This window comes from Thermoleptolyngbya sp. C42_A2020_037 (assembly GCF_015272455.1).
Taxonomy (GTDB): Bacteria; Cyanobacteriota; Cyanobacteriia; order Elainellales; family Elainellaceae; genus Thermoleptolyngbya.
Map to the genome: position 1 here is coordinate 19,883 of NZ_JACYLP010000002.1, position 21,550 is coordinate 41,432.

Annotated in this window: 19 protein-coding genes; 7 read left to right on the plus strand and 12 right to left on the minus strand. The window is 55.2% G+C overall.

The features are described 5' to 3' along the window. Positions 1-33: 33 nt before the first annotated feature. Complete coding sequence (locus IGS16_RS00140; protein WP_297082259.1) at positions 34-1,044, minus strand: hypothetical protein; 1,011 nt, start codon at positions 1,042-1,044, stop codon at positions 34-36. Positions 1,045-1,252: 208 nt separating this feature from the next. Between IGS16_RS00140 and IGS16_RS00145 the strand changes: the two genes are divergently transcribed. The 5 genes from IGS16_RS00145 to IGS16_RS00165 all read left to right on the plus strand — a co-directional run bounded on the left by IGS16_RS00145 (position 1,253) and on the right by IGS16_RS00165 (position 7,805). Further along, positions 1,253-1,603 (plus strand): hypothetical protein, encoded by a 351-nt coding sequence (locus IGS16_RS00145; RefSeq protein WP_068510528.1) that lies wholly within the window; start codon positions 1,253-1,255, stop codon positions 1,601-1,603. Positions 1,604-1,670: 67 nt separating this feature from the next. Next, entirely contained in the window at positions 1,671-4,433 is a 2,763-nt protein-coding gene (locus tag IGS16_RS00150) for a heavy metal translocating P-type ATPase (RefSeq protein WP_297082261.1), read from the plus strand. Positions 4,434-4,572: 139 nt separating this feature from the next. Beyond that, complete coding sequence (locus IGS16_RS00155; RefSeq protein WP_084782513.1) at positions 4,573-4,731, plus strand: DUF454 family protein; 159 nt, start codon at positions 4,573-4,575, stop codon at positions 4,729-4,731. Positions 4,732-4,900: 169 nt separating this feature from the next. Further along, positions 4,901-5,545 (plus strand): HMA2 domain-containing protein, encoded by a 645-nt coding sequence (locus IGS16_RS00160; RefSeq protein WP_297082263.1) that lies wholly within the window; start codon positions 4,901-4,903, stop codon positions 5,543-5,545. A gap of 37 nt (positions 5,546-5,582) precedes the next feature. After that, positions 5,583-7,805, plus strand: a complete 2,223-nt coding sequence (locus IGS16_RS00165) for an HAD-IC family P-type ATPase (RefSeq protein WP_297082265.1) — start codon at positions 5,583-5,585, stop codon at positions 7,803-7,805. 112 nt (positions 7,806-7,917) lie between these two features. Here the strand turns inward: IGS16_RS00165 and mgtE are convergent, their stop codons facing one another. The 7 genes from mgtE to IGS16_RS00200 all read right to left on the minus strand — a co-directional run bounded on the left by mgtE (position 7,918) and on the right by IGS16_RS00200 (position 15,743). After that, positions 7,918-9,294 carry a magnesium transporter gene (gene mgtE / locus IGS16_RS00170; protein WP_297082267.1) on the minus strand — a complete coding sequence of 459 codons (1,377 nt, stop codon included), beginning with the start codon at positions 9,292-9,294 and terminating at the stop codon, positions 7,918-7,920. A gap of 453 nt (positions 9,295-9,747) precedes the next feature. Continuing rightward, entirely contained in the window at positions 9,748-10,074 is a 327-nt protein-coding gene (locus IGS16_RS00175) for a hypothetical protein (RefSeq protein WP_297082269.1), read from the minus strand. 139 nt (positions 10,075-10,213) lie between these two features. After that, positions 10,214-10,351: a hypothetical protein gene (locus IGS16_RS00180; RefSeq protein WP_297082270.1), complete on the minus strand. Its 138-nt coding sequence runs from the start codon at positions 10,349-10,351 to the stop codon at positions 10,214-10,216. A 143-nt stretch (positions 10,352-10,494) separates the two neighbouring features. Then, on the minus strand, positions 10,495-13,233 hold the full coding sequence (gene mgtA / locus IGS16_RS00185; protein WP_297082272.1) for a magnesium-translocating P-type ATPase: 2,739 nt from the start codon (positions 13,231-13,233) through the stop codon (positions 10,495-10,497). 168 nt (positions 13,234-13,401) lie between these two features. After that, positions 13,402-13,581, minus strand: coding sequence for a hypothetical protein (locus IGS16_RS00190; protein WP_297082274.1), 180 nt, complete (start codon positions 13,579-13,581; stop codon positions 13,402-13,404). A gap of 48 nt (positions 13,582-13,629) precedes the next feature. Beyond that, positions 13,630-13,782, minus strand: a complete 153-nt coding sequence (locus IGS16_RS00195; protein WP_297082276.1) for a hypothetical protein — start codon at positions 13,780-13,782, stop codon at positions 13,630-13,632. Positions 13,783-14,939: 1,157 nt separating this feature from the next. Further along, on the minus strand, positions 14,940-15,743 hold the full coding sequence (locus IGS16_RS00200; protein WP_297082278.1) for a PhzF family phenazine biosynthesis protein: 804 nt from the start codon (positions 15,741-15,743) through the stop codon (positions 14,940-14,942). Positions 15,744-16,026: 283 nt separating this feature from the next. Between IGS16_RS00200 and IGS16_RS00205 the strand changes: the two genes are divergently transcribed. Both IGS16_RS00205 and IGS16_RS00210 read left to right on the plus strand, forming a co-directional pair. Next, positions 16,027-16,710 (plus strand): alpha/beta hydrolase, encoded by a 684-nt coding sequence (locus IGS16_RS00205; protein ID WP_297082280.1) that lies wholly within the window; start codon positions 16,027-16,029, stop codon positions 16,708-16,710. Positions 16,711-16,739: 29 nt separating this feature from the next. Then, positions 16,740-17,429: an alpha/beta hydrolase gene (locus IGS16_RS00210; RefSeq protein WP_297082282.1), complete on the plus strand. Its 690-nt coding sequence runs from the start codon at positions 16,740-16,742 to the stop codon at positions 17,427-17,429. A 16-nt stretch (positions 17,430-17,445) separates the two neighbouring features. Here the strand turns inward: IGS16_RS00210 and IGS16_RS00215 are convergent, their stop codons facing one another. The 4 genes from IGS16_RS00215 to IGS16_RS00230 form a co-directional block, all read right to left on the minus strand. Continuing rightward, positions 17,446-17,868, minus strand: a complete 423-nt coding sequence (locus IGS16_RS00215; protein WP_297082284.1) for a biopolymer transporter ExbD — start codon at positions 17,866-17,868, stop codon at positions 17,446-17,448. Positions 17,869-17,897: 29 nt separating this feature from the next. Beyond that, a complete protein-coding gene (locus IGS16_RS00220; RefSeq protein ID WP_297082286.1) occupies positions 17,898-18,323 on the minus strand; it encodes a biopolymer transporter ExbD in 426 nt (141 codons plus the stop codon). A 21-nt stretch (positions 18,324-18,344) separates the two neighbouring features. Continuing rightward, a complete protein-coding gene (locus tag IGS16_RS00225; RefSeq protein WP_297082288.1) occupies positions 18,345-19,058 on the minus strand; it encodes a MotA/TolQ/ExbB proton channel family protein in 714 nt (237 codons plus the stop codon). Positions 19,059-19,290: 232 nt separating this feature from the next. Continuing rightward, positions 19,291-20,898: an NAD(P)H-quinone oxidoreductase subunit 4 gene (locus tag IGS16_RS00230; protein WP_297082289.1), complete on the minus strand. Its 1,608-nt coding sequence runs from the start codon at positions 20,896-20,898 to the stop codon at positions 19,291-19,293. Between the last annotated feature and the right edge of the window lie 652 nt (positions 20,899-21,550).

The following is a 21,550-nucleotide window of genomic DNA, read 5'->3' on the forward strand; positions in this document are numbered from 1 at the left end:
TACAGGCAATTCAAGTCAGGAAAGCTCACCCGTCTACCAGTCGCCCTCCAGTTCAACCTCGCACAGTTCACAGGGCCACGTCGGATCATCAGCATCCACAACAACCCATAGCCGATGGGTGTCTGGCATTGGGCAAAGTCCTTCTACCTTACCTAAAAACAAGGCTCTATCGGGCGTGCGGAGTTCAATCCAGCGGGGGCGATCGCCCAAAATCCCGATTGCCGAACCGCTGACCACGCCATCGCGGGTAGCATCGGGCGAGTCTTCGGCGGTGGCTGAAAATAAGATACCCCTCGGCGTAACGGTGGCATCCGTAAACGTCAGCGCCAGCCCGTCTAGCTGACCCAAATCATACTGGCAGATATTTTGCAACGCAGGCGGCTGGCAATGCTCCGGAGTCTCCAGATAAGATGCAAGCGCGTCCCACTCCAGATCACCCGTTGCATTAACGGGCAGCCGCGTATCTTGCAGCGTATTTTGGGGTGCGCCGTTGCCCCGGTTGAATAGCCGAATGTAATCTGCCTGAAAAACTGCACCCTCCAGATTTAGCTCACTCCCAGAAAACGCGGTGCAGTCTCGCAGATGAGCATAAAGCGCCCCCGCAGGTTGCAGCGTAAACCGATCGGGATCTGACCCAGGCACCATCAAGATCTGTTCTCGTCGGGCTGTTGAGCCTGAGCCAAACGCCAGGAAGATTTCTCCATCCGGTGTGGGAACCGTAGTGCAGGCTTCCAAATCCAGCTTGAACCGTTTATTGCCGCGCTGATCGTCAAACTGGCGCAGCCCCCCTTCCCCAGGCGGCAGCGGAATGGCTTCGACCGCAAAGCTCTGGGGGTCAATCAGCACTAGAAAGTTGGCATCATCCTGCACCAGCGCTAGGCGATCGCCAAACCAACTCAAGCTAGAGCCTGCCCGCACATGCAGAGGGCGATCAAGCTCTGGATTTGCGCCTTCCCGATAGAACAGCGGCAGGCTCCGCACTACGGTCGCCTGCAAGTCCGGATCTCGCAGAATGCGAATCAAGGGCACAAATGGCTTACTCAAGGGTCAATGGCTCCTAGTCACCAGCAAATTATTTCGGAAGGAATGCACCTTTTGTAGCTGAGAATGTCAAGTGCAAGACTTGCAACAAAAAGAGGATTGTGTAAGCTATGCATAAATTGCCGTAATTGGCTCAAGAAGTCGATTTGCAAATAGCTGACCGATAGTTCGCGAGAGTCTCTGTAGTCGAAATTTACCTTCTTTTGTTGCCATGTTTGAACTTGAATCGTTGCTCCTCGGTCTTGAACCCGTGACGGCTATTGCGATCGGCGCGGGGGCGATTTTGCTGGCTCCACTCGTAGATGTCTTGGGCGATGCCTTAAAAGAGGATGAACGACTCAGCAAGTTTGGCGATTCTGTGAAGACCTCAGCCCGTCAAGCCACCAAGGATGCCTTAGTCTGGGGAATTGACCTGGTTGACAACGTGCAATCAGGGATTGCGGAAGCTCAGGAGTCCTTTAACGATTTGCTGGCAGAAGCCCGCGAAGCCAGAGACCTGAAGCGTGCCCAGGAAGAATCTGAAGCCTTTACGCCTCGCTCAATCAATGTCGAGGCGGAATAGCTAGCTTCGCTTCGTCCGAATTCTATGTGCTTTTTGGACTAGAAAATTGCTCACCGAAAGGGTAACGATGGGTTTTGGCAGTAGGTCGGGGCATTTGCCCTGCGAAATCAAAGGCTCCGTTGCAGTTATCCCTAGTTCTGAGGACTGTCGAAAGGTAGACATTGGCCCCGAAGAGGATACGGCTTCGGGATTCCAGATTAATCCCCTGGTTCACTATGAGGTAGTGCACCGCACGGCTCATCGGATTAGGGTACGCATTCCTCGGTTGAAGGTGGATGAAGACTATGGTCAGGTGCTGTGTTACCTGGTCAAGCGCCTTGAGGGTGTGGAGTCAGTTCGCTGTCAACCTTTGGCCCAGTCGTTGATTGTAGAGTATGTCAGGGGAATCGACCTAGCTGAGCAGTTGGAGACAGAGCGCCACCTCTTCAGGGCAATTCAGCAGGCGTACCAGGTCGATTTAGTCGATTTAGAAGATCCCCAGGCACTCAGAAAAGCTCCGGCATCGGAACCGCAGAGCGTAGACTTATTGGCTCGTCTGGGTTTGCCAGCAGCAGGGTTGCTGCTGGGGTTTGGGGCCATGGTGGGCGTGCCCTTGCCTGGGCTGGTGGTGGGCGGCATTATCTTGGCAGCGACGCGCCCAGTCTACGATCGCGCCATAACTGCCCTCTTCAAGCATGGTGAGCTGGCCATCGACCTGCTGGATGCGCTGGCGATTACCCTGCACACGCTGGAAGGCAACTTTTTTGCGCCAGCGCTGATGCTGGGCATGGTGGAGGGGGGCGAGGCCATTCGTGATATCACTGCTCGCAGCAGCGAACGGGCCTCTCTCGATCTGCTCAGTTGTCTGGGTACGGAGACCCTCGTTGAGCGGGACGGACAGGAAGTGAAACTCCCAATCGACCAGGTGGTGGTGGGCGATCGCGTCGTGGTGTACCCTGGCGACCAAATTCCAGTTGATGGCACGGTGCTACGCGGCTCTGGCTTAGTAGATCAGTGCAAGCTCACAGGCGAATCTATCCCTATTGCCCGCGCCCCCGGGGAAGATGTCTTTGCATCGACGATTTTGGTGGATGGGCATCTGTGTATCCAGGCAGAGCGCATCGGCGTAGAGACGCGGGCTGGAGTGATTGCCAGCCTGATGAAAGAGGCCCCGGTGTACGATACGCGGGCATCTAACTTTGCGACCAAGGTAGCTAACCAGCTTGTGCTGCCAACCTTGCTGGCCTCAGCAGTGGTGGGCACGGTCAGCGGTGACGTGAGCCGAGCCATTTCGATTTTGACCCTGGATGTGGGCACAGGCATTCGGATTTCGGTACCCACCACGATCCTCTCAGCCCTGACCTATGGGGCCCGCAATGGCGTGCTAATTCGCACGGGTCGAACAATCGAGCAGTTGGCAGAAGTCGATGCCATCGTCTTTGACAAAACAGGCACTCTGACAGAAGGGCGAGCCAGAGTTACTGATATTCATGTTCTGCTACCGGAACTATCGAGTCGTGAGGTGTTGAGCTTGGCGGCCAGCGCTGAGCAGGGACTCACCCACCCTGTAGCCGAAGCAATTATCCGTCAGGCGAAGGAACAAGGAGTGTCTCTACAGCCTTGCGACGAATGGGAATATCACGTGGGGTTGGGCGTTGAGGCCCAGATTCGAGGGCGGCAAGTTTGGGTGGGCAGCCGCCGACTCATGGTTCATCGAGGCATCGACCTGGACGAGTTGCACCACCGCTACCCCAATCTTGAGGCCGGCCCCCACTCGTTGGTGTATGTAGCACTGGAGGATACTTTGGCAGGGGTCATTCTCTATAGTGACCCGATTCGGGCGGAGAGTTCGGCTGTAGTTCAGGCGCTCCACGCTCAGGGCATCGAGGTCTATGTGCTGAGCGGTGACGAGGCGCGAGTGGTGCGGGCAGTGTCTCAAGCCCTGGATATTCCTCAGGAGCGGGTCTACGCCGAATCGTTTCCGGAGCGCAAGGTGGAGGTGGTCAAAGCGCTCCACAACAGCGGCAAGACCGTTGCCTTCTGCGGCGACGGCATCAACGACTCTGCTGCGCTAGCCTACGCTGATGTTTCGATTTCTTTTGCGGGAGCTAGTGGCATTGCGCGAGAGACAGCAGATGTGGTGCTGATGGAGGATAACCTGACTCAGCTGGAAACTGCCATTGCGATCGCTCAGCAGGCAATGGACATTGTGAACCAGAACATTGCCTTGGTCATTTTGCCTAACGTAGGCGCTGTGCTGGCGGGGGTGTTCCTGGTCATCAATCCAGTCCTGGCAATTTTGATTAATAACGGCTCTGCAATTCTGGCGGAGCTGAACGGTCTGCGCCCGCTGCTGGGGCCGACGGGGCTGCCCGACTGGCTCCAGCCGCCCGCCAGATCCTCGGTGATCAGGTCGTCTGCTGCGGCAGCAGAACCGCTGGATGACGCGGAGGATGCAGAGCGCGATCGCCCTGCTGCTGCATCCTACACTCCTGCAAACCCACAGGCAAGCTCCGACAACCGAGCCGTTCAGGCTAGACCCCTGGGGGCGATCGCGTCTTCTGTCCAAGTCCCTCAACCTGCGGACACCCTGGAGGCCCTGATCCAAAAAGATCTGGCAGCGCGGCTAGGGGTTTCCCCTCAAACTCTTTCTCGCCGCAAGCGACAGTCAACTTTTGCCCAGTGGAGCCGCACCCGCGACCCAGGTCGGGTGGCGTGGCGCTACTCGCAGCCAGAGCAAGTCTTTCATCCCGTGCTGGCTGATACCTTGCTCTTCCGCCCAGGTCAGGAGCGGGGAGCAACCAGCCGTCCTGGTCATCGGGCCGCAGCGGCTCTGGCGGCGAGTGGGTAGGCTGGCAAGGTCACAGGTCGCAGACAGAAGGACTTTGGTCGAATCGGAATCGGAGAAAGTAGGCACTTCTTGAGGCTGAATTAAACTGAGGCTGAATTAAACACTGTACATTTGTCGTCTATCTGCTGGAGGTTGAACGATGGACATTGCTCTTAATAATCTGCGAAAGGTGGCTCTCTACACGGCAGGGGTTGTGAGCTTCGTGGTGGGAGTTGTGGGTGTCATTTTGCCGGGGCTTCCTGCTACGCCTTTCTTTTTGCTCTCGGCCCTATGCTTTAAGTTGGCCCATGATCATTAAGTGAGTGGGTATCTATCAATCATGCTGTAAGGTGCTGTTGGGCGTAGCCATAACGACCACCCCGCAAGACTTTGATCAGCTACGCTGGCATTAGCACGTTCGAGCAACCAGCCAACGAATAACCTGGAAAGCGTTGTTTAATCCGTGCAGCACTGCCATTGAATCCCCTATGGCTCCTTCTACCCCTGACCTAGCGTATGCGGTTGTGCATCAGACCTCAAAGCGGCTGCGGATTCAGGTGCCGCGCCTCCGCAACGATGAGGCTCTGGCGACGACCCTCCAGGCAAAACTAGGGGCCGTGAAGGGCGTTGCGGCTGTGCGGATTAATCGGGCGGCTTGCTCGGTGATTATTCACTTTCGCGATCGCCCCTCGGCTGATCCCGTGCCACCGCAAATCCTGGATTTACTCGAAGGATGGTCGCGCCCTGCCCCCGAACCCACTCTAGAACAGGCTTCAGCACTCATCGCCCAGCGCTCCGACCCGACATCGTCCCTACCAACCGCCCCACCTGCCCCGCAGCCAGATCGACCCACTGATTCAGCCGGGTCAGCTAATTCAACCAACTCAACCGACTTGACCCCTGAAGAGCAGCCGACCGCCGCTTCGCCAGAGCCGCTCACCCAGCGAGATTTGGCCGAACGGTTGGGGGTTTCCTCCCAGTGCATCACGCCCCGACGGCAGCAGCCGACCTTCAAAGACTGGAGCCAGGAACAAGATCCAGAGGGGGTTGCCTGGTGCTACGAGGCAGATTCCGGCACTTTTCGTCCGCTTTCAGAGACCAATCCGACCGCCAAGCCCAGCAACCCTGATTGACCAACGCAGCGCCAAAAAGTGCTGAGTGAGAATCGACATGGCAACCCCGACGGCAAGCCCCATTCGTCCCTGCACTATCCAGGTGGTTCACCAACTCCGAGGGCGGCTGCGGTTGCGGCTAGCGGCGCTGCGATGGGCGGTCGATGGAGGAGCGGAAGTGCGATCGCAGCTTTCCCAATACCCCGGCGTTTCTCATGTCCGCGTCAACTCCTGGGCCCAGTCTGTGGTGATTGAGCATGAACCGGGGCTGGTGGTAGCGGAGGTGTGCGATCGCCTGCGGGACTGTCTTCAGCGCTTCTCTTCCGATGCTCCCTGCTTGGGGAGGGATGACCCTGAGGTTTCACAGACATCTCTATTTCCTAGCGCTGATCCCCTAGATTTAGAGCTATTACAGCGACTGACTTTGCCAGTCTTGGGGCTGACATTAGCGCTACTCATCACGCCCCTAGAGTGGTCTCTGTCTCCCTGGCTGCTGGGCGGCGTGACCTTGGCTGCCGCTGTGCCGCTGCTAGACCGCACCCGCCAAAGCCTGATCCGGGGTCGCTTCGATGAAGAATTGCTCGAATCCACCTGGACCCTTTTTTATGGGTTCACGGGCGACTTTGTAGCTCCTAACCTGGATCTGGTGTTGGCGCAGGTGGCCGACGTGCTGAAAGAGGCGACTTCTGCTTCGACTGCGGTTCCAACGACCGATCCCATTCCCCCCATTGACCGGGTGCGGATTCAGCAGGAGGGACAACTCCAGGAGATTGCTATTGGGGAACTTAAACCGGGCGATCGCGTCTTTCTGCAAGCGGGAGACACCAGCCCCGCCGACGGCCGCATTCTCGCCGGAGAAGCCTGGCTCGATCTCAGCACCCTGACCGGCGAACCCGCCCCCCTGCCCCGGAGCGCTGGCGAGCGGATTCTCTATGGCAGCACCCTCCTAGACGGAGAACTGGTCATAGAGGTGGAAGCACTGGGGACGGAAACCCAGTACGGTCAAGAACTGGAGCTAGCTGAGGCCGCTCCCTTCCAGCAAACAGAACTGAGTGACTATGCCAAAGCCGTTGGACAGACCCTAGTCCTTCCCACGCTCGCTATCTCTGTGGGCATCTATCTGCTCACTCAAAACCTGGAGCGAGCACTGGCGATCCTCCAGCTCGATTTGATCACGGGTATTCACCTGTCTACCCCCACCGCTATCCTGGCCATGATGAAGCGGGCGCAACGATTGCAAATTGACGTGCGCTCGGGTCGGGTATTTGAGACTCTGGCAGCGGCAGATACGGTTGTTTTTGCCCGCACGGGCACGCTGACCGAGTCCGATCTGTCGGTCGTTGAAGTGCGTATTGCCCCTGGAACCGAATCTCTCCTGCCTAATTCAATCGCCGACCCAGTCCACGGCCTGCTGGCTTTAGCTGCGGCTGCGGAGCAGTGCGACCAAACCGAGTGGCAGCACCCTGTGGCCTGCGCCATCGTGGCAGAAGCCAATGCCCTCGGCTTAACGCTACCTCAGAGCGAAGCCTGCTACCCAAGACAAGGCCCTGGGCTGGGTGTCTCCGCCCAGATTAATGGGCAACGGGTGGTGGTGGGTAGCCGCAACTACTTGGAACAGGCGGGCATATCGTTTCCAGAAGAATTTGACGGGCCGGCAGGTAGCCAGGATGGGCAGCACCACGGCTACTGGTATGTGTATGTGGCCCAAGGGGCGTGCTTGCTAGGGCGGATCATTTGCTGTGCCCAGGTGCGGCCAGAGGCCGAGGCGGCGATCGCCGGTCTGAAACAGCGGGGGATGACCGTGTACATGGTTACGGGCGGGGCCCCCCAACTGGCGGCGGCGATCGGTGCCCAAGTAGGGCTTGCCCCTGACTACATTCGCTCCGAACTCAGCCCCCAGGATAAAAAAGAGTTTGTCTGTCAACTGCAAGCCGCTGGCCACACGGTAATCTACGCAGGTGAAGGGATGGATGACTATCCCGCTCTGCGCTATGCCGATGTGGCTGTCAGCACCCACCATTCTTATTATCCTATTCAAGACATTGCTGACTTGACCTTGCCCCAGGGCCGTCTCACTGCTCTGGTGACTGCCTTTGAGCTAGCCGATGAGGCGATCGCCATTGTGAAGCAAAATATTGCCCTGATTACCCTACCCAACCTCACAGCTACCACCCTCGGCGTGCTGCTGCTGCTGGATCCGGTGCTGGTGGTATCGATTAATAACACTGCCAACCTGCTGGCCCTGTTTAATGCCCTCCGCCCGTTTTGGACGGAGAACTAGAGGTGATCAGCAGTAGATTTCCGCCTGGAGATCCGGTCTAGGGCAACCCGTGAGCTTGGAGGGGTGCTTTCTGCATAATGTCCACACCCCGCCAAGTTGCGACAAGCCTCCCTCAGGTTTCAATGCCCAGCAGCACAGAAACCAGGTAAAAGTAAAGCAGTAGTCCTGTAAAGTCTTTGATGGTTGTAATGAACGGGTCGGCAGCCGGGCCGTGATCAAAGCCCAACCTGAGAAGCAGCCAGGGTAGCAGCGCCCCCAAAACGGCAGCTAACGTAATCACTGCAAAAAGGGACAGCCCAACGGCCAGCCCAAGCTGAGGCACGCCGTTGGGGGCACCCTGCCAGAAATAGGCGATCGCCCCCCCAACCGTCCCCAAGATTGCGCCCATGATTGCGCCAATGCGGAATTCCCGAAATAAGTAACCTCCGTAATGCCGAATATCGATATGGCTCCAGGCCAGCCCACGGGCAAACACCGTGGTGGATTGGGTTCCCACGTTTCCGCCCATGTCCATTACCACCGGAATAAAAATTGCCACCACAACAACGGCTTCCAAAATTTCCTCGAAGTTTTGAATCACCCCCCCAACCACCATGCCGCCAATTAGCGTGATGATCAAACACAAAATCCGAAGCTGAACCGCGTAGCGAATCGGCCCGCGAACCAACTTTTCACTCCAGGCTTGGTCACGGGTTAGCAGTCCCCCGACCCCTGCTTGGGCCAGGGCCGCGCTCGACGCTTCCTCTTCAATCACGTCAATTACATCGTCAAAGGTCAGATCGCCGACAAGCCGTCCCTCGCTGTCTAGCACTGGAATAGCAGGCAGGTCGTAATCTTTGAGCAAACGCGCCGCCTGCATTTCGGGCGAAGTAGCGCTGATGGCAATATCCCGTCCGTCCGCCAACTGCTCAATCAGCAGTTCTGGGTTGGCTTTGATCAGGCGCACGGTGCGGACAAAGCCTCGATAAACCCCCTGCTGGTCAATAATAAACACCAAATCCAGGTCATCATCTCCAAGCTGGGATTCTCGCACGGATGCTAACACCGCACTGACCTTTGTGCCTTCTCGCACCGCTAGATAGCGCAAGCTCATCCGCCGCCCAGCACTTCCTTCGGGATAGCCCAGCAGCAAATCGACCGCCTCACGGGAGGTGGGTCTGAGCTGGGTAAGGAGGCGCTTGGTGACCTTGGCAGGTAACTCTTCAAACAGACGAACCCGCTGTTCGGGTTCAAGGGCTTCTAAAATCGGCAAAATTTCCGGATCAGACATCTGCCGAATCAGGTCAGCCTGCCCATCGGGACTGAGCATTTCAAAAACGGCGATCGCCTTATCCTTATCCAGCAGGCGAAACGCCAGAACCCGCTGGGGTAAGTCAATCTCTAGCAGCGATCGCACTAGCTCCGGTACGCTCAGCTGATTAGCCGTTAGCTTAGCCGCACCCAACCCCTTCGGCTGGTTCAGTAGTTCTTTGAACGTGTTTTGCGTCATGATAAATCTCCCCTCGTTGACAGTTGAATCCGGTCTTGAATCATTCCTGGAATCATTCCTGGAATCACTTCTGGAATAGAAACATTCACTATTGGCGAATTCTGAACACCTGAAGACATTGACGACTCACCTGCTTCTCTTGCCATGCCAACCACAGCAAAGTCATCCGCAGACCGCAACATAGTAGACACCGCTGCCAGAGCCGTTGGACAAATGTGTTTTCTGTAGGTACAGGCAGATTTAAGCGCAGTAAGCGAATGGCATCGGCTGCTGCTGCACGTTCTGCATTCCAGGCCAGGGCTAGCAAAATCTCTTGACGAGCTTTTATAGGTTCACGGTTTGCCAGAGCGCGATAGAGAGAAAATGCCAGTCGCTTGCTGCGATAACGCTGCCTCAAGGCTCTGCCCATTTGGATACGGAGTCGCCAGGATTGGGTCGCCATGCTGCCCTTTTTTAATCGCCATCCAGCGCAGAGGAAAGGCGATCGCCCACATAGCCATTCAGCGGCAATTGGGCATCCAAAGCGCCTGGCTCCAGCATCAGGCGTTGATTATCATCGGCCACCAAAGACAGATAAGGTTGCAACTCGTCCCAAAGAGTCAACAATTGCTGATAGCTTTCCTGGGTCGAGAGTTTGCCGCCTGTGTGCAGGCAAGCCAACAGGGACACCCGATGGGCAAAGGACTGGAGATGCGCGTTAAATTCCACGCTGAATGGGTCTTTGACACCCCGATAGCGGGCGATCGGGCCGGCAAATTGTTGGAGTTGCGTTTTTTTCATGATGGCCTCCTTCGCACAGATGCGTAATCGGTTTGCTAGAAACTGTTCACCACAGAGGCACAGAGGACGCAGAGTTTTCAGTGGGCTTTGTGTCTTTGTGGTGAGAGCTAAAGATGAGAGAGTTACTGCAACAGCAGGATCAATACCGGGGACGACGCTGTGGGGAAATGCCTTGCTTCATCATCACCACGACGATGAAATAGATCACGGCGTAGTAGCCGATGAAGATGGCGGCAACGGCGAAGAGCGCTGCCCAGACGTTTTCTAACACCAGCATGGAACCAACCTCTAATCATGAATGGGAATAAAGCGGAACATGAATCAGAAATGCATGGGAATCCAGTTACGAATAGCTTGTAGTGCGGACTGAAGTCCGTACTACGAACGGTATGGCCGACTCTCAGAGAATGGGGATTACTTCTACAACCACTTGCCAAAGGTGCGGATGTAGAACCCTTTGAGAGATTGAGTCAGCAGACAGTAGGAGCCTAGGATCAACCACAGCCAGATGAAGTATTTGGCTGGTAGGGGCACCATGCCTAATCCTGCTCCAATGGGGGTGAAAGGCAGGATCATGCCAGCGATAATGGCTGTTCCTGTGGAAAGCAAGACAGGTAGGGAGGGCCAGCTTTGCACAAAGGGAACGCGAGCCGTCCGCAGCATATGAACCACCAGGGTTTGGGACAGCAGCCCTTCCACAAACCAACCGGAGTTGAATAGCTTCACTTCGTCTGGTGTATTTGCTCCAAATACAAACCACATAACGATGTAGGTGGCGTAGTCAAAGATGGAGCTAATGGGGCCAATGAACAGCATGAACCGCCCGATGTTGGGCACATTCCATTTCTGGGGTTTGCGGAGAAACTCCTTATCGACATTGTCGAAGGGGATGGTGGTTTGCGAGAGGTCGTAGATTAAATTCTGGGTTAGTAGTTGAATCGGCTGCATCGGCAGGAAGGGCAGCACGGCGCTTGACCCCATGACGCTGAACACGTTGCCAAAGTTGGAACTGGCGGTCATGTTTAGGTACTTGAGAATGTTGGCAAAGGTACGCCGTCCTTCAATCACTCCCCGTTCCAGAACCATCAGGTTCTTTTCCAAGAGGATGATATCCGCCGATTCTTTGGCAATGTCTACGGCAGTATCCACAGAGATGCCTACATCTGCATCCCGCAGGGCTGCTGCATCGTTAATGCCATCGCCCATGTAGCCGACGGTGTGCCCCTGTTCCCGCAATAGACGGATGATGCGGGCTTTTTGCAGGGGAGAGACTTTGGCAAAGATGGTGGTGGTGTCTAGCTGGGCTTTGAGGGCTTCATCGCTCATTCGCTCGATCTGGTTCCCCACCATTACGCCCTGAACGTCCAGGTTCACCTCTTTGCAGACTTTGCGGGTGACGATATCGTTGTCACCGGTGATCACTTTCACGGTGATGCCATTGTCCTTCAGGGCGGCGATCGCCTCAATTGCACTATCTTTGGGCGGATCAAGGAACGCTAGATAACCCACCAGAATGAGGTCACACTCATCCTTAGTGCTATAGGTGGGAACCGTATCCAGGGGAATGGGGATTTCCTTATAGGCTACGGCAATCACGCGAAAGCCGTCTTCGTTGAGGCTTTGTGTTACCCGCAGTCCTTCCATCCGCACAAAGTCGCTCATAGGGACAATTTCGCCCTGATATTTGGCATGGGAGCAGACATTGAACAGTTCCTCAACGGCCCCTTTGCAGATCAGAATATGCTTGCCCTCTGCTCTACCAGTCTGCGGCTCCACTACCACCGACATGCGACGACGCACAAAGTCGAAGGGAATTTCATCCACTTTGCCGTAGTTTTCTGCTGGTTTGAGAGTTGTTTTTAACTCGACATGCTCCAGCACCGCTACATCCAGCAGGTTTTTTAAGCCTGTTTGGTAGTAGCTATTCAAATAACCGTACTCCAGAGGTTCATCATCTTCATAGCCATGAATATCCACATGGCGTTCCAGGATGATTTTATCCAGCGTTAGTGTACCAGTTTTATCTGTGCAGAGAATGTCCATTGCACCAAAGTTCTGGATCGCGTTGATGCGCTTCACCACCACTTTTTGATTGGCCATGACGACTGCCCCCCGCGCCAAGTTGGCGGTCACAATCATGGGGAGCATTTCAGGGGTCAGTCCTACAGCGATGGATAGGGAAAACAGCAGCGCATCCAGGAAATTACCTTTGGTCACTAATTGAATCAAAAAGACAATCGGCACCATTACCGCCATGAAGGTAATCAGCAGGTAGCTGACCCGGTTGACTCCTCGCTCAAAACTAGTGAGGACTCGTTTGCCCACGATGTTTTTCGCTAGGGAGCCAAAGTAGGTGCGATCGCCCGTGGACACCACCACCGCCGTCGCCGTGCCGCTGACCACATTGGTGCCCATAAAGCAGATGGTTGGAATATCCAGCGCACTCACGTGATCGGAGTCCACCTGTATATCAGCGCGTTTTTCCACCACACTGCCCAAGGTGTCGTACTTCTCTACGGGCAGCGACTCGCCCGTCAGCACGGCTTGGCTGACGAACAAATCCTTCGAGGTCAATAGCCGCACATCTGCGGGGATCATATCTCCGGCAGATAACGCCACAATATCGCCCGGAACTAGCTCGCTCAGGGGTACCTCATGGCGAGATCCGGGGGCATCGAGGCGATCGCGACGAATCACCGTTGCTGTGGTGCTGACTAGAGCTTTCAGTTTCTCAGCAGCTTGAGTCGAGCGGTATTCCTGGAAAAACCGCAGGAAACCGCTGACCAGCACCATGATAGATAAGATAATGACAGTTTTGAGGCTTCTATCTTCGGGGGTAGCCAAGGTGTAGTCCAGCACATAAGAGACAGTCGCCAACACCACCAAGATCCAGACAAAGGGGTTGTTGAATGCTTTGAACAATTGCGCGTACCAGGTGGGTGGTTTTTCGTGGCTGACCTCGTTCTTGCCATACCTGCGTAGGCGATCGCGCACATCGGCTTCGGTCAGGCCCTGACGGCTGCTGCTTAGCGAGTGCAACACCTGATCCACATTATTTCCGGCTTCTTCCAGGGCACGCAGCGACAGTTTAGCGCTTTCTAGAGCGCGATCGTTAACATTGCCCCGCCCACGCCGAACTGGGGTAGGAGTATTCCGCATGACTCACCTCCTCTCGCTCAAGGGATAGATTTTCAAATAGTTCAAATCAACTGGTTACATGACTCAAAAAACTTGGGGTATTTACCACAGAGGCACTGAGAACACAGAGCAATCCCTCAGTGACCTCTGTGTCTCTGTGGTGAATCTGTGTCTCTGTGGTGAAACAGATCAAACCGAAGGCAGCAGGCAAAGTTCACCGGGCTGTTCATCCGGGACAGCCTTGCGAGCAGCAGAACGCTTCATCCAGCCGTCGATCCAGCGACCAAACAGCACCTTGAGAAACTGCCCGCAAACAATTGCCAGCACATCATCGACATGATCGAGAACGAATTCAAACAGCACGAACATTGGACTCACCTCCTGGATCAAGCAAATTAGTTAGGTTCAAATTGACGTTCAGACTTTTGAGAAAAACTGCCGAACACCCTCTTCCACAGCCTGTTCGTAGGCAGCCATCAGCACATGCCCTAGGGCAATCGCCAACACCTCGGTCAGGCAGATCCCCATCAGTGCTTCGGCAGCAGCACAAGATAAACAAACTTCAAACATGACACTCCCTCCACTGAATCTTCATCAATCAAGAGGGCTATGGCTCAAAAAAACTTCGATACCAGCCCGTATCAATCAAAAGAAATCAACCAATTTCTAGGCTGAGTTTTCAGCTTCAAGGCATGAAAAAACAGCCCGTATTGACAGTGCAAACGGATCATTCAGGCTGAAGAAAATAGCAAGTTTTCAGTCGAAAACAGCCCACGCCTGCCAACCATCTACAGCGTTTTTGAAGCTAGTGAGGCACACGGATGGTCAATAAGCCCTTGCCTCGTGAGGGCAGCATGTGCCTCACCCCGCAAGAAAATGCTGTATAACATCTCGCTGAATACCAGAAATCGCTCTCATTTGATTTCTGCCATCAATTAGATGCCGTTTGGGTCAGCATAAACTGAAAGATATTCCGCAGCAGGTAGACAGAGACAAAGTATGCTGTCGAGCGCTGCGAAACATATCCACAGGAAGCGTTCCGCAAGACTTTAGTGTGTTGCGCTGGCGCTAACACGTCTTACAGACTATTATCCTGTCTATCTCCTAACTAAACTTGCCCTTCAGCAACGCAACAAGGAGAACAGACTGCTTGAGCAGGAGGCTTAACGCCCGTTCAGGCCTTGGAGTCTAGCCAATGGGAAAACTACATAAGCTTCGCATCGTTCATCTCCTTTATCAGTACAATCGCCGTGCCCAGTGGCGATCAGGAGATGAACCTAGGACTCTAAGCCAGAGTCACCTTAGGCAGATTCACCAAACTAATCGCCCCCAGACCACGCGCAGGGTGAGGGTCAGCGTCTTTGTCAGACAGAGCGGTTTCCTGAAGTGTTGCAAAAAAGCAACTACTGCCAGAAGCCTCCATTGAAGGTCTCCTTGAAAAATGAAAGAATTGTGATTCAATAGCTGAGTTGCGATGTTTTCATCGCCATCTGCAACTATAGCTTTGAAAATCTTTTCGTGTCAACCAATAATGTCAGCTAATTTGGACGAGATTAGAAGTTCTCAATTTGAGAGAGAAGCAATTGAGGCATTAGATTATTCATTGGAAATGCCATCGGAACAGCGCAGCTTCTGACACCTCATTGAATCAAAGAATCTGAAGGATATTTAGCCGCCATTCGTAAGAAGTAAATTAGCTCCCAATTCCTGAGAGCTGACCGCTAACTCTAAACCAACTCACCCCGCAGCACGGTCACTGCTTGCCCACCCAAAAACACCCGATCGCCCGCCAGCCGGGCCTTCACCACGCCACCCCGTGCCGAAGCCTGATAGGCAAGAAACGTATCCTTACTCAGGCGATCGCCCCAGTAGGGAGCCAGGGCGCAGTGGGCGGAACCCGTCACCGGGTCTTCATCCACACCAGAGCCGGGGGCAAAAAAGCGCGAGATAAAGTCATACTCGGAGTCTACTTCGGCGCGACTTGTGACGATTACGCCGCGCACGGGCAATGTCCGCAGGCGAGTAAAATCCGGCGCAAGCTGACGCACGATCTCTGGAGATATAACCTCAACCAGGTAATCAAACTGGTTTTTGCTCACGGCGATCGCCTGTGTTCCTGGTTCTAAGCCCAGCGCATCCAGCAGGCCCGCCGGTGGGTCGATGGGGGTACACCGCGTTGCCGGAAAATCTAGCTCAATCCAGTCGCCCTGCTGAGTGGCAGTGAGCCGACCGCTGAGGGTGTAAAATCGGGCGATCGCCCCTGCGGGCAAATATCCCTCGCTCCATAGCACATGGGCGCTGGCCAGCGTGGCGTGTCCACACAGCGCCACTTCCACCGCAGGCGTAAACCAGCGCAGCCGATAGCCATCTGCCTCTGGCATCAAAAATGCCGTTTCCGACAGGTTCATCTCGCGGGCCACCGCCTGCATCCACTCGTCTGACTGGGGCGCAGACAACACACACACCGCAGCCGGATTTCCCGTAAAGGGCACCGAGGTAAAAGCATCGACCTGGATGATAGACAGTCCCATACAAACGTCCCCCGCAAAAGGCTAGTCAATTGGCGGCAGTTAGCGAGTAAGATTAAGCAGTGTGATTTAAGCAGTGTGATTTAAGCAGTGTGATTCGCAGTGCCATTTTTCACATTTTCACTAGACTAGGGTTACTGTGTTACTTTTCACAGCGCTATTTTGAATCGCTTAGAATTGCCGCTATCATCCTACCGGAGTTTGCTGAAACATAGACCGTCGTGCGATCGTCAGAGAAACCGCGAGAGCAATTGCGACCGTACACGCGACATTCACAACAGCCGCTATGCAGTTTTATCCTCCTGCTTCACATTCCAAGCGCCCGTCACCGCTTCACCGCTGGGGCATGCGCCTGCTGCTCGGTCTCAGCGTTGCGCTGGCTTCACTGGCCACCGCCAATCCTGCTCATGCGGCCAGGCGTGTCGTCTTGATCTTTGACCAAACCCAGGTGCGGGTGCCCATTTCTGTTCTGGAAATCTATGCCCGCACGGGGATTGCCACTGACCAACTCAGCGAGTTTTTGGGGGTCAGTCCCGAAGTGCAAACCCAGGCCCGCCGAGCGCTGACCCATGAAGTGGAAGTGAGCGATCGCCTGTTTCGCCAAGCCCTACGGGGCAGAACGGGTGAGTTTGTGCTGTCGCGATTGGAGCAGGTCTTGAGAACCGAAAGCCGCAGCCGTCGCAGCTCGTCCCAGCCCCTACGAGATGCGCTCATCGCCTCCTACCAGGACGACAACCGGATTTCTCTGCTAGAAGTTTTGAAAAAGTACCCCGAAGACGAGGTGCAAGTAGACGTGCGCGGCTTACAGCAGACCTACAATGAGGTAGCCTCTCTGGTCGAGCGGTTTGGGCCATTTTTTGATCTGATTCGAGGCAGCGTGCAAAATCAGATTTGTGACTGTGATGCGGCCGCAGACCCTGCCCCCGTTGGTCGGCAAGCTGCTAGAAGGCTACCGCGCCTGGGTCAGTAGCGTTTGGCAAACTTTAGGAGCGTTGGATGATGGCTTGGATGTCACGCCTGGATCGGGTGCGGGGGTCGAATGCAGTTCAGAGGGCTTTTGCAGGTGTTGCCCTGATGCTGGGAGTGGGCGTACTTGGGGCTACTGCGCCTGCTAGCGCTGCTGAGTCTGTAGTGGTCAACTTTGGCCCGCTTAGCCGTTCGTTCTCGATTACCGAGTTTCAGACGCTTGCAGAAACCGGACAGCCGTCTCGCAAGCTGCGCTGGTATCTGAATGTGGCGGGTGTGAAACCGTCTACTGTGCAATCGCTCCTCACTCAGCAAGTGCCTTTGCCGCTGGAGTTTGCTGATCAAATCCTGAACTCGCTGCCGGGTGAGTTTGGGCTATATCAGTTGGGGCAAATCATCAGTCCCAACAGCCCGGAGGCCAGCCTGCAAGCGATGCGAGCAGCAGTGGTGCTGTCGGCGGCGGATGATAACCGAGTTTCGATGCTGGAAATTTTGGAAAACTACCCTACGCGGGAGCTGCATATCGACGGGCTGGGGCTGATGCGGACGGCGCGGGATGTGCAAAACCTGATGTCGGGTTCCGGCGGAACGATTGAGGGCATTGCGAGGGGCTTAGAAGAGTGGCTACCGGGGCTGTTTTGCGACTGTGAGCGAAATGCAGCAGGTGGCGGTGGCAACTATCCGCGCGGCGTAGGTGGTTCGGCGATGATGAATTGCAATTAGCGTTGATTAGCGTTAATTAGCTGCTGCTGACGCTCAGCGAGATGCGATCGCCCCCAATATCCCGCAAAAGTTCCAATACGTTGGCTACGTCGTTATAAGTCAGACTCTTGTCGGCTTTGAGGATCACAATGCCTGTTGGGTTCTTCACCAAAAAGTCTTGAACGCTCGTAATCACTTGAGCTTCAGGGACAGGCACATTATTCATCACTATCTGCCGCTGAGCATTAAGGCCGACAATCAGGGTTGGCACTTTTTTGCCACTGTCTGATACGGCCGGGTTGCGGCCTCCTTCAGCTTCGGGTGGGGCAATGTTCATCACTTGCTGCCCAGTTAACGTCATAGAAATGATGATGAAAAACGTCAGGACGCTCATCAGCACGTCCATCATGGGCACCAAATCGACCTCTGGAAGTTGATTTTGCGGGCCATTGAACTTCATCGTCTCCTCCCCCTTGCAATCCAATTCCCCTAAGGACTCGGTGGATCGATCGACAGTGAAATGCGATCGCCCCCAACTTGCTTCATCTCCGCCAGGGTTTGCACGACCTGCTCGTAGGGCAAGCGGCGATCGGCTTGTAAAATCACGAATCCCTTAGGGTTTGCCCGCAAGTAGACCTGCACAGGCCCCTGCCACTGGTTTCCAGGGACGGGTTCACCCTCGATTAACAACTGCCGCTGAGCCGTCAGCGTGACTAGCAGCGGCTCCGGCGGCTCCTCTGGCTCGGTGGGTGGCGGTGTGTTGTCTCCGGGCGGCAGGATGATGGAAACGCCCTGCTCTTCGGAAAGCAGCATGGTAATCATGACGAAAAACGCCAGGATGCCCATCATCACGTTGAGCATGGGCGTGAGGTTGATGGGCGGTGGTGTGCCGTAGGAGCGCTGTTTGAACCGCATGGTTGCCCTCGCTGCCCTGTCCTAGCGTCGCTCAATGCCGAGGGGGTTGCGACCGCTAGGGGCGATCGCCTCCAGCACTTCTTCGTCCTCCAGTTCCGACTCATCCCAGAACTGGCGATAGATTAGCTCTAGCTCACTGCCCGCCGCCGAGAAATAGTCCATCTGCCGCGCCTGAAGCGACACCAGCAGCCGAAAAATCAGCAGCGCCATAATGGCAACCACCATTCCCGCCGCCGTCGTGATCAGCGCTTCCCCGATCCCTGCCGCCGCGCGGGTTGCCTGAGCCGACGTGCCTTCGCCGCCCCCGCCGCCAATATTCAGGTTATTGAAGGTGTTAATCAGTCCCGTCACCGTACCCAGCAGCCCCAACAGCGGCGACACAGCAATGGTGGTTTCCAGAAGCTTGTCGCCTTTTCGCATTTCGGCAAACTCGCGATCGCCCGCTGCCTCCATTGCCAGCCGAAAGGTTTCGGGAGAGGGCTGCCGCAGCCGCAGCGGAGCCAGCAAAAAGCGCCCAATCGGAACATCCTGGGACTGTTCGGCGATCGCCTCGGCCTCGGCTAAATCGTGGCGGGCGGCTTCTAGCACATCCTGCACCACCTGATTTTCCTGAGTCAGCAGCCGATACCAATACCAAGCTCGCTCTAGCCCACAGGCAACCGTCGCCACCGAAAATCCCACAATCGGGATCATCACGGGGCCACCTTTCATTACCAAGTCAATCAGCGCTGCCATCTCACTTGCCTTCAGGTCAGATTTATCCCGCTCTCTGTCAGAATACTCGAACTCTCCAGATCCCCTGGTTAAGGGAACCTACATGACTCATTATCAAATGGTTAAGTGGTCGCTAGACACAGGATAAAAACAAAAAAAGAGGGAGTCACCTCCCTCCTAGCCATTCGCTTCGATCGCATCACCCAGGTATGATCGAGGGCGATCGTCCCTGGATGAAACTTGTCGGCCGCCGCTACTTCATCGCAGCAGCCAAATCTTTCGCTTCTGTGCCCACGATCATCGGCGCAGCAAAGGGCACCTTCAGATCCAGCCAGGGCTGCTGGGCCACCATCGGTAACACCTGCCGCGCCTGGGAGACAACTGCCACCGTTTTTGCGTCGTAGGTCTGGGTCGCCAGCTTGGGATACACGCCAATCCCGATAATCGGCACCAACAGGCACAGCGCGATAAACGCTTCTCTAGGCTTCGCATCCGTCAGCGTAATCCCAGCCAAGTCCTTGCTTTCAGCGCCATAAAACACAGCCCGCAGCATCGACAGCAGGTAAATCGGCGACAAAATCACGCCCACCGCCGCCAGCATCACAATCACGGCCTTAAAGGCAGGGCTGTAGGCTTCGCTGCTGGAGAATCCCAGGAAAATTGTCAGTTCGCCCACAAAGCCGCTCATGCCTGGCAGCGCCAGCGAGGCCATCGAACCAGCCGTAAACAGCGCAAAGGTCGTTGGCATTTGCTTGGCCATGCCGCCCAGCTTGTCCATCATCAGCGTATGCGTCCGCTCGTAGGTCACTCCCGACAGGAAGAACAGCGCCGCCGCAATTAGCCCGTGAGATACCATCTGTAACAGTGCGCCGCTCATGCCCAGGTCGGTGAAGGCGGCAATCCCAATCAGAACAAATCCCATGTGGGCGATAGAAGAATATGCCATCCGCCGCTTCAGGTTGTTCTGAGCAAACGCCGTCAGCGACGCATAGATAATATTAACCACGCCCAGCACCGCCAAAATCGGCGCAAAGTAGGCATGGGCATTGGGCAACATTTCGATATTAAAGCGGATCAGCGCGTAGCCTGCCATCTTTAGCAGCACGCCAGCCAGCACCATCGACACAGGCGCGGGCGCTTCGCTGTGGGCATCCGGCAGCCAAGTATGCAGCGGGAAGATCGGCAACTTCATGCCAAAGGCTACTAGCAGCGCCCCGTACATGAGCAGCTCAAAGCTCAGAGAGTAATCCTTTAGACCCAACTCCGCTAGGTTGAAGGTAAAGTCGCCGCCGTAAAAAGCCATCGCCAAGGCTGCCACCAGAATGAAGATCGAGCCAGCCGCCGTGTAGAGAACGAACTTGGTCGCTGCATACATGCGCCGCTGGCCGCCCCAGTTGGCAATTAACAGGTACACGGGCACCAGTTCCAATTCCCACATCAAGAAGAACAGCAGCGCATCTTGAGCCGTGAACACGCCAATCTGGGCGCTATACATCACCAGCATCAGCACATAGAACAGGCGCGGTTTGTTCTTAATCTGCCAGGAGGCAAGGATCGCCAGCGTGGTCACCAGGCCCGACAGCAGCACCAGCGGCATCGACAGCCCATCGACCGCAAGTGACCAGTGCAGCCCGATCTGGGGAATCCAGTTGTAATCTTCGACCAGTTGATAAGCAGAGTTCTGGAGGTCGTAGTGCTTCCAGAAGGCGTAGATCATCAGCGAAAACTCAGCTAATCCAACGCTGAGAGAGTACCAGCGGACGGTCTTGCCGAACTTGTTGGGTAGGAGCGGAATCGGCAAGGACGCGACCAGCGGAAACAGGATGAGAGCGGTCAGCCAAGGAAATTGAGTACTCATCATGGGAGCTTACCCAAAGACTGCGGTATGAAGGGATTTCGAGCTACAGGAAGGGATTTAAAGAGTCCGGCGTGTTAACCAGTCGTAGCCCGCGCTTAGCCTGTGAAATGGGATGCCCAATTCTGAAGTGAGAGGCAGAGAAGGGCAGCCATCCGTTTAACCCAGCTTTTGGGGATTATGAATGACCATCCTCTTGGGGCGTGCAGCTTACGACTCTTCGTGGCTCCAGTCACCTTCTCCTCTACAGACCAAGCTGATATCATGAGGTCGATATTGAAGTTGCTAAGAATTTATGCCTACCTATCTAGGATAGCCCAGGATTGTTAAGTTTGGTAAATATTCACCCTTGTTTGTAACGAAATCTGGACTTTTGCACGGTTTTGCATGGAAACCAGACCTGCTCTAGCGTGAGTTTGCTTGATTGCTAACGAGTCCACTCAATATGATGGCGCGGCTTTGCAGTTTGTAACGAAATCTTTACAGTTTCGGGACAATTTTCCCACTGCTGACCCCCTTGGGTTGGCCCGTTTAGCTGATTCGCGCTGTTCAGGATGGTGAAACTTGGACTGGAATCCTGCTTTGAGGGCTATCGGCGGCTTCTAGCACTTTTGCGGGCTTGATGCTCTGGCTCGCTTCTGTCCCCGGAATTTTATCC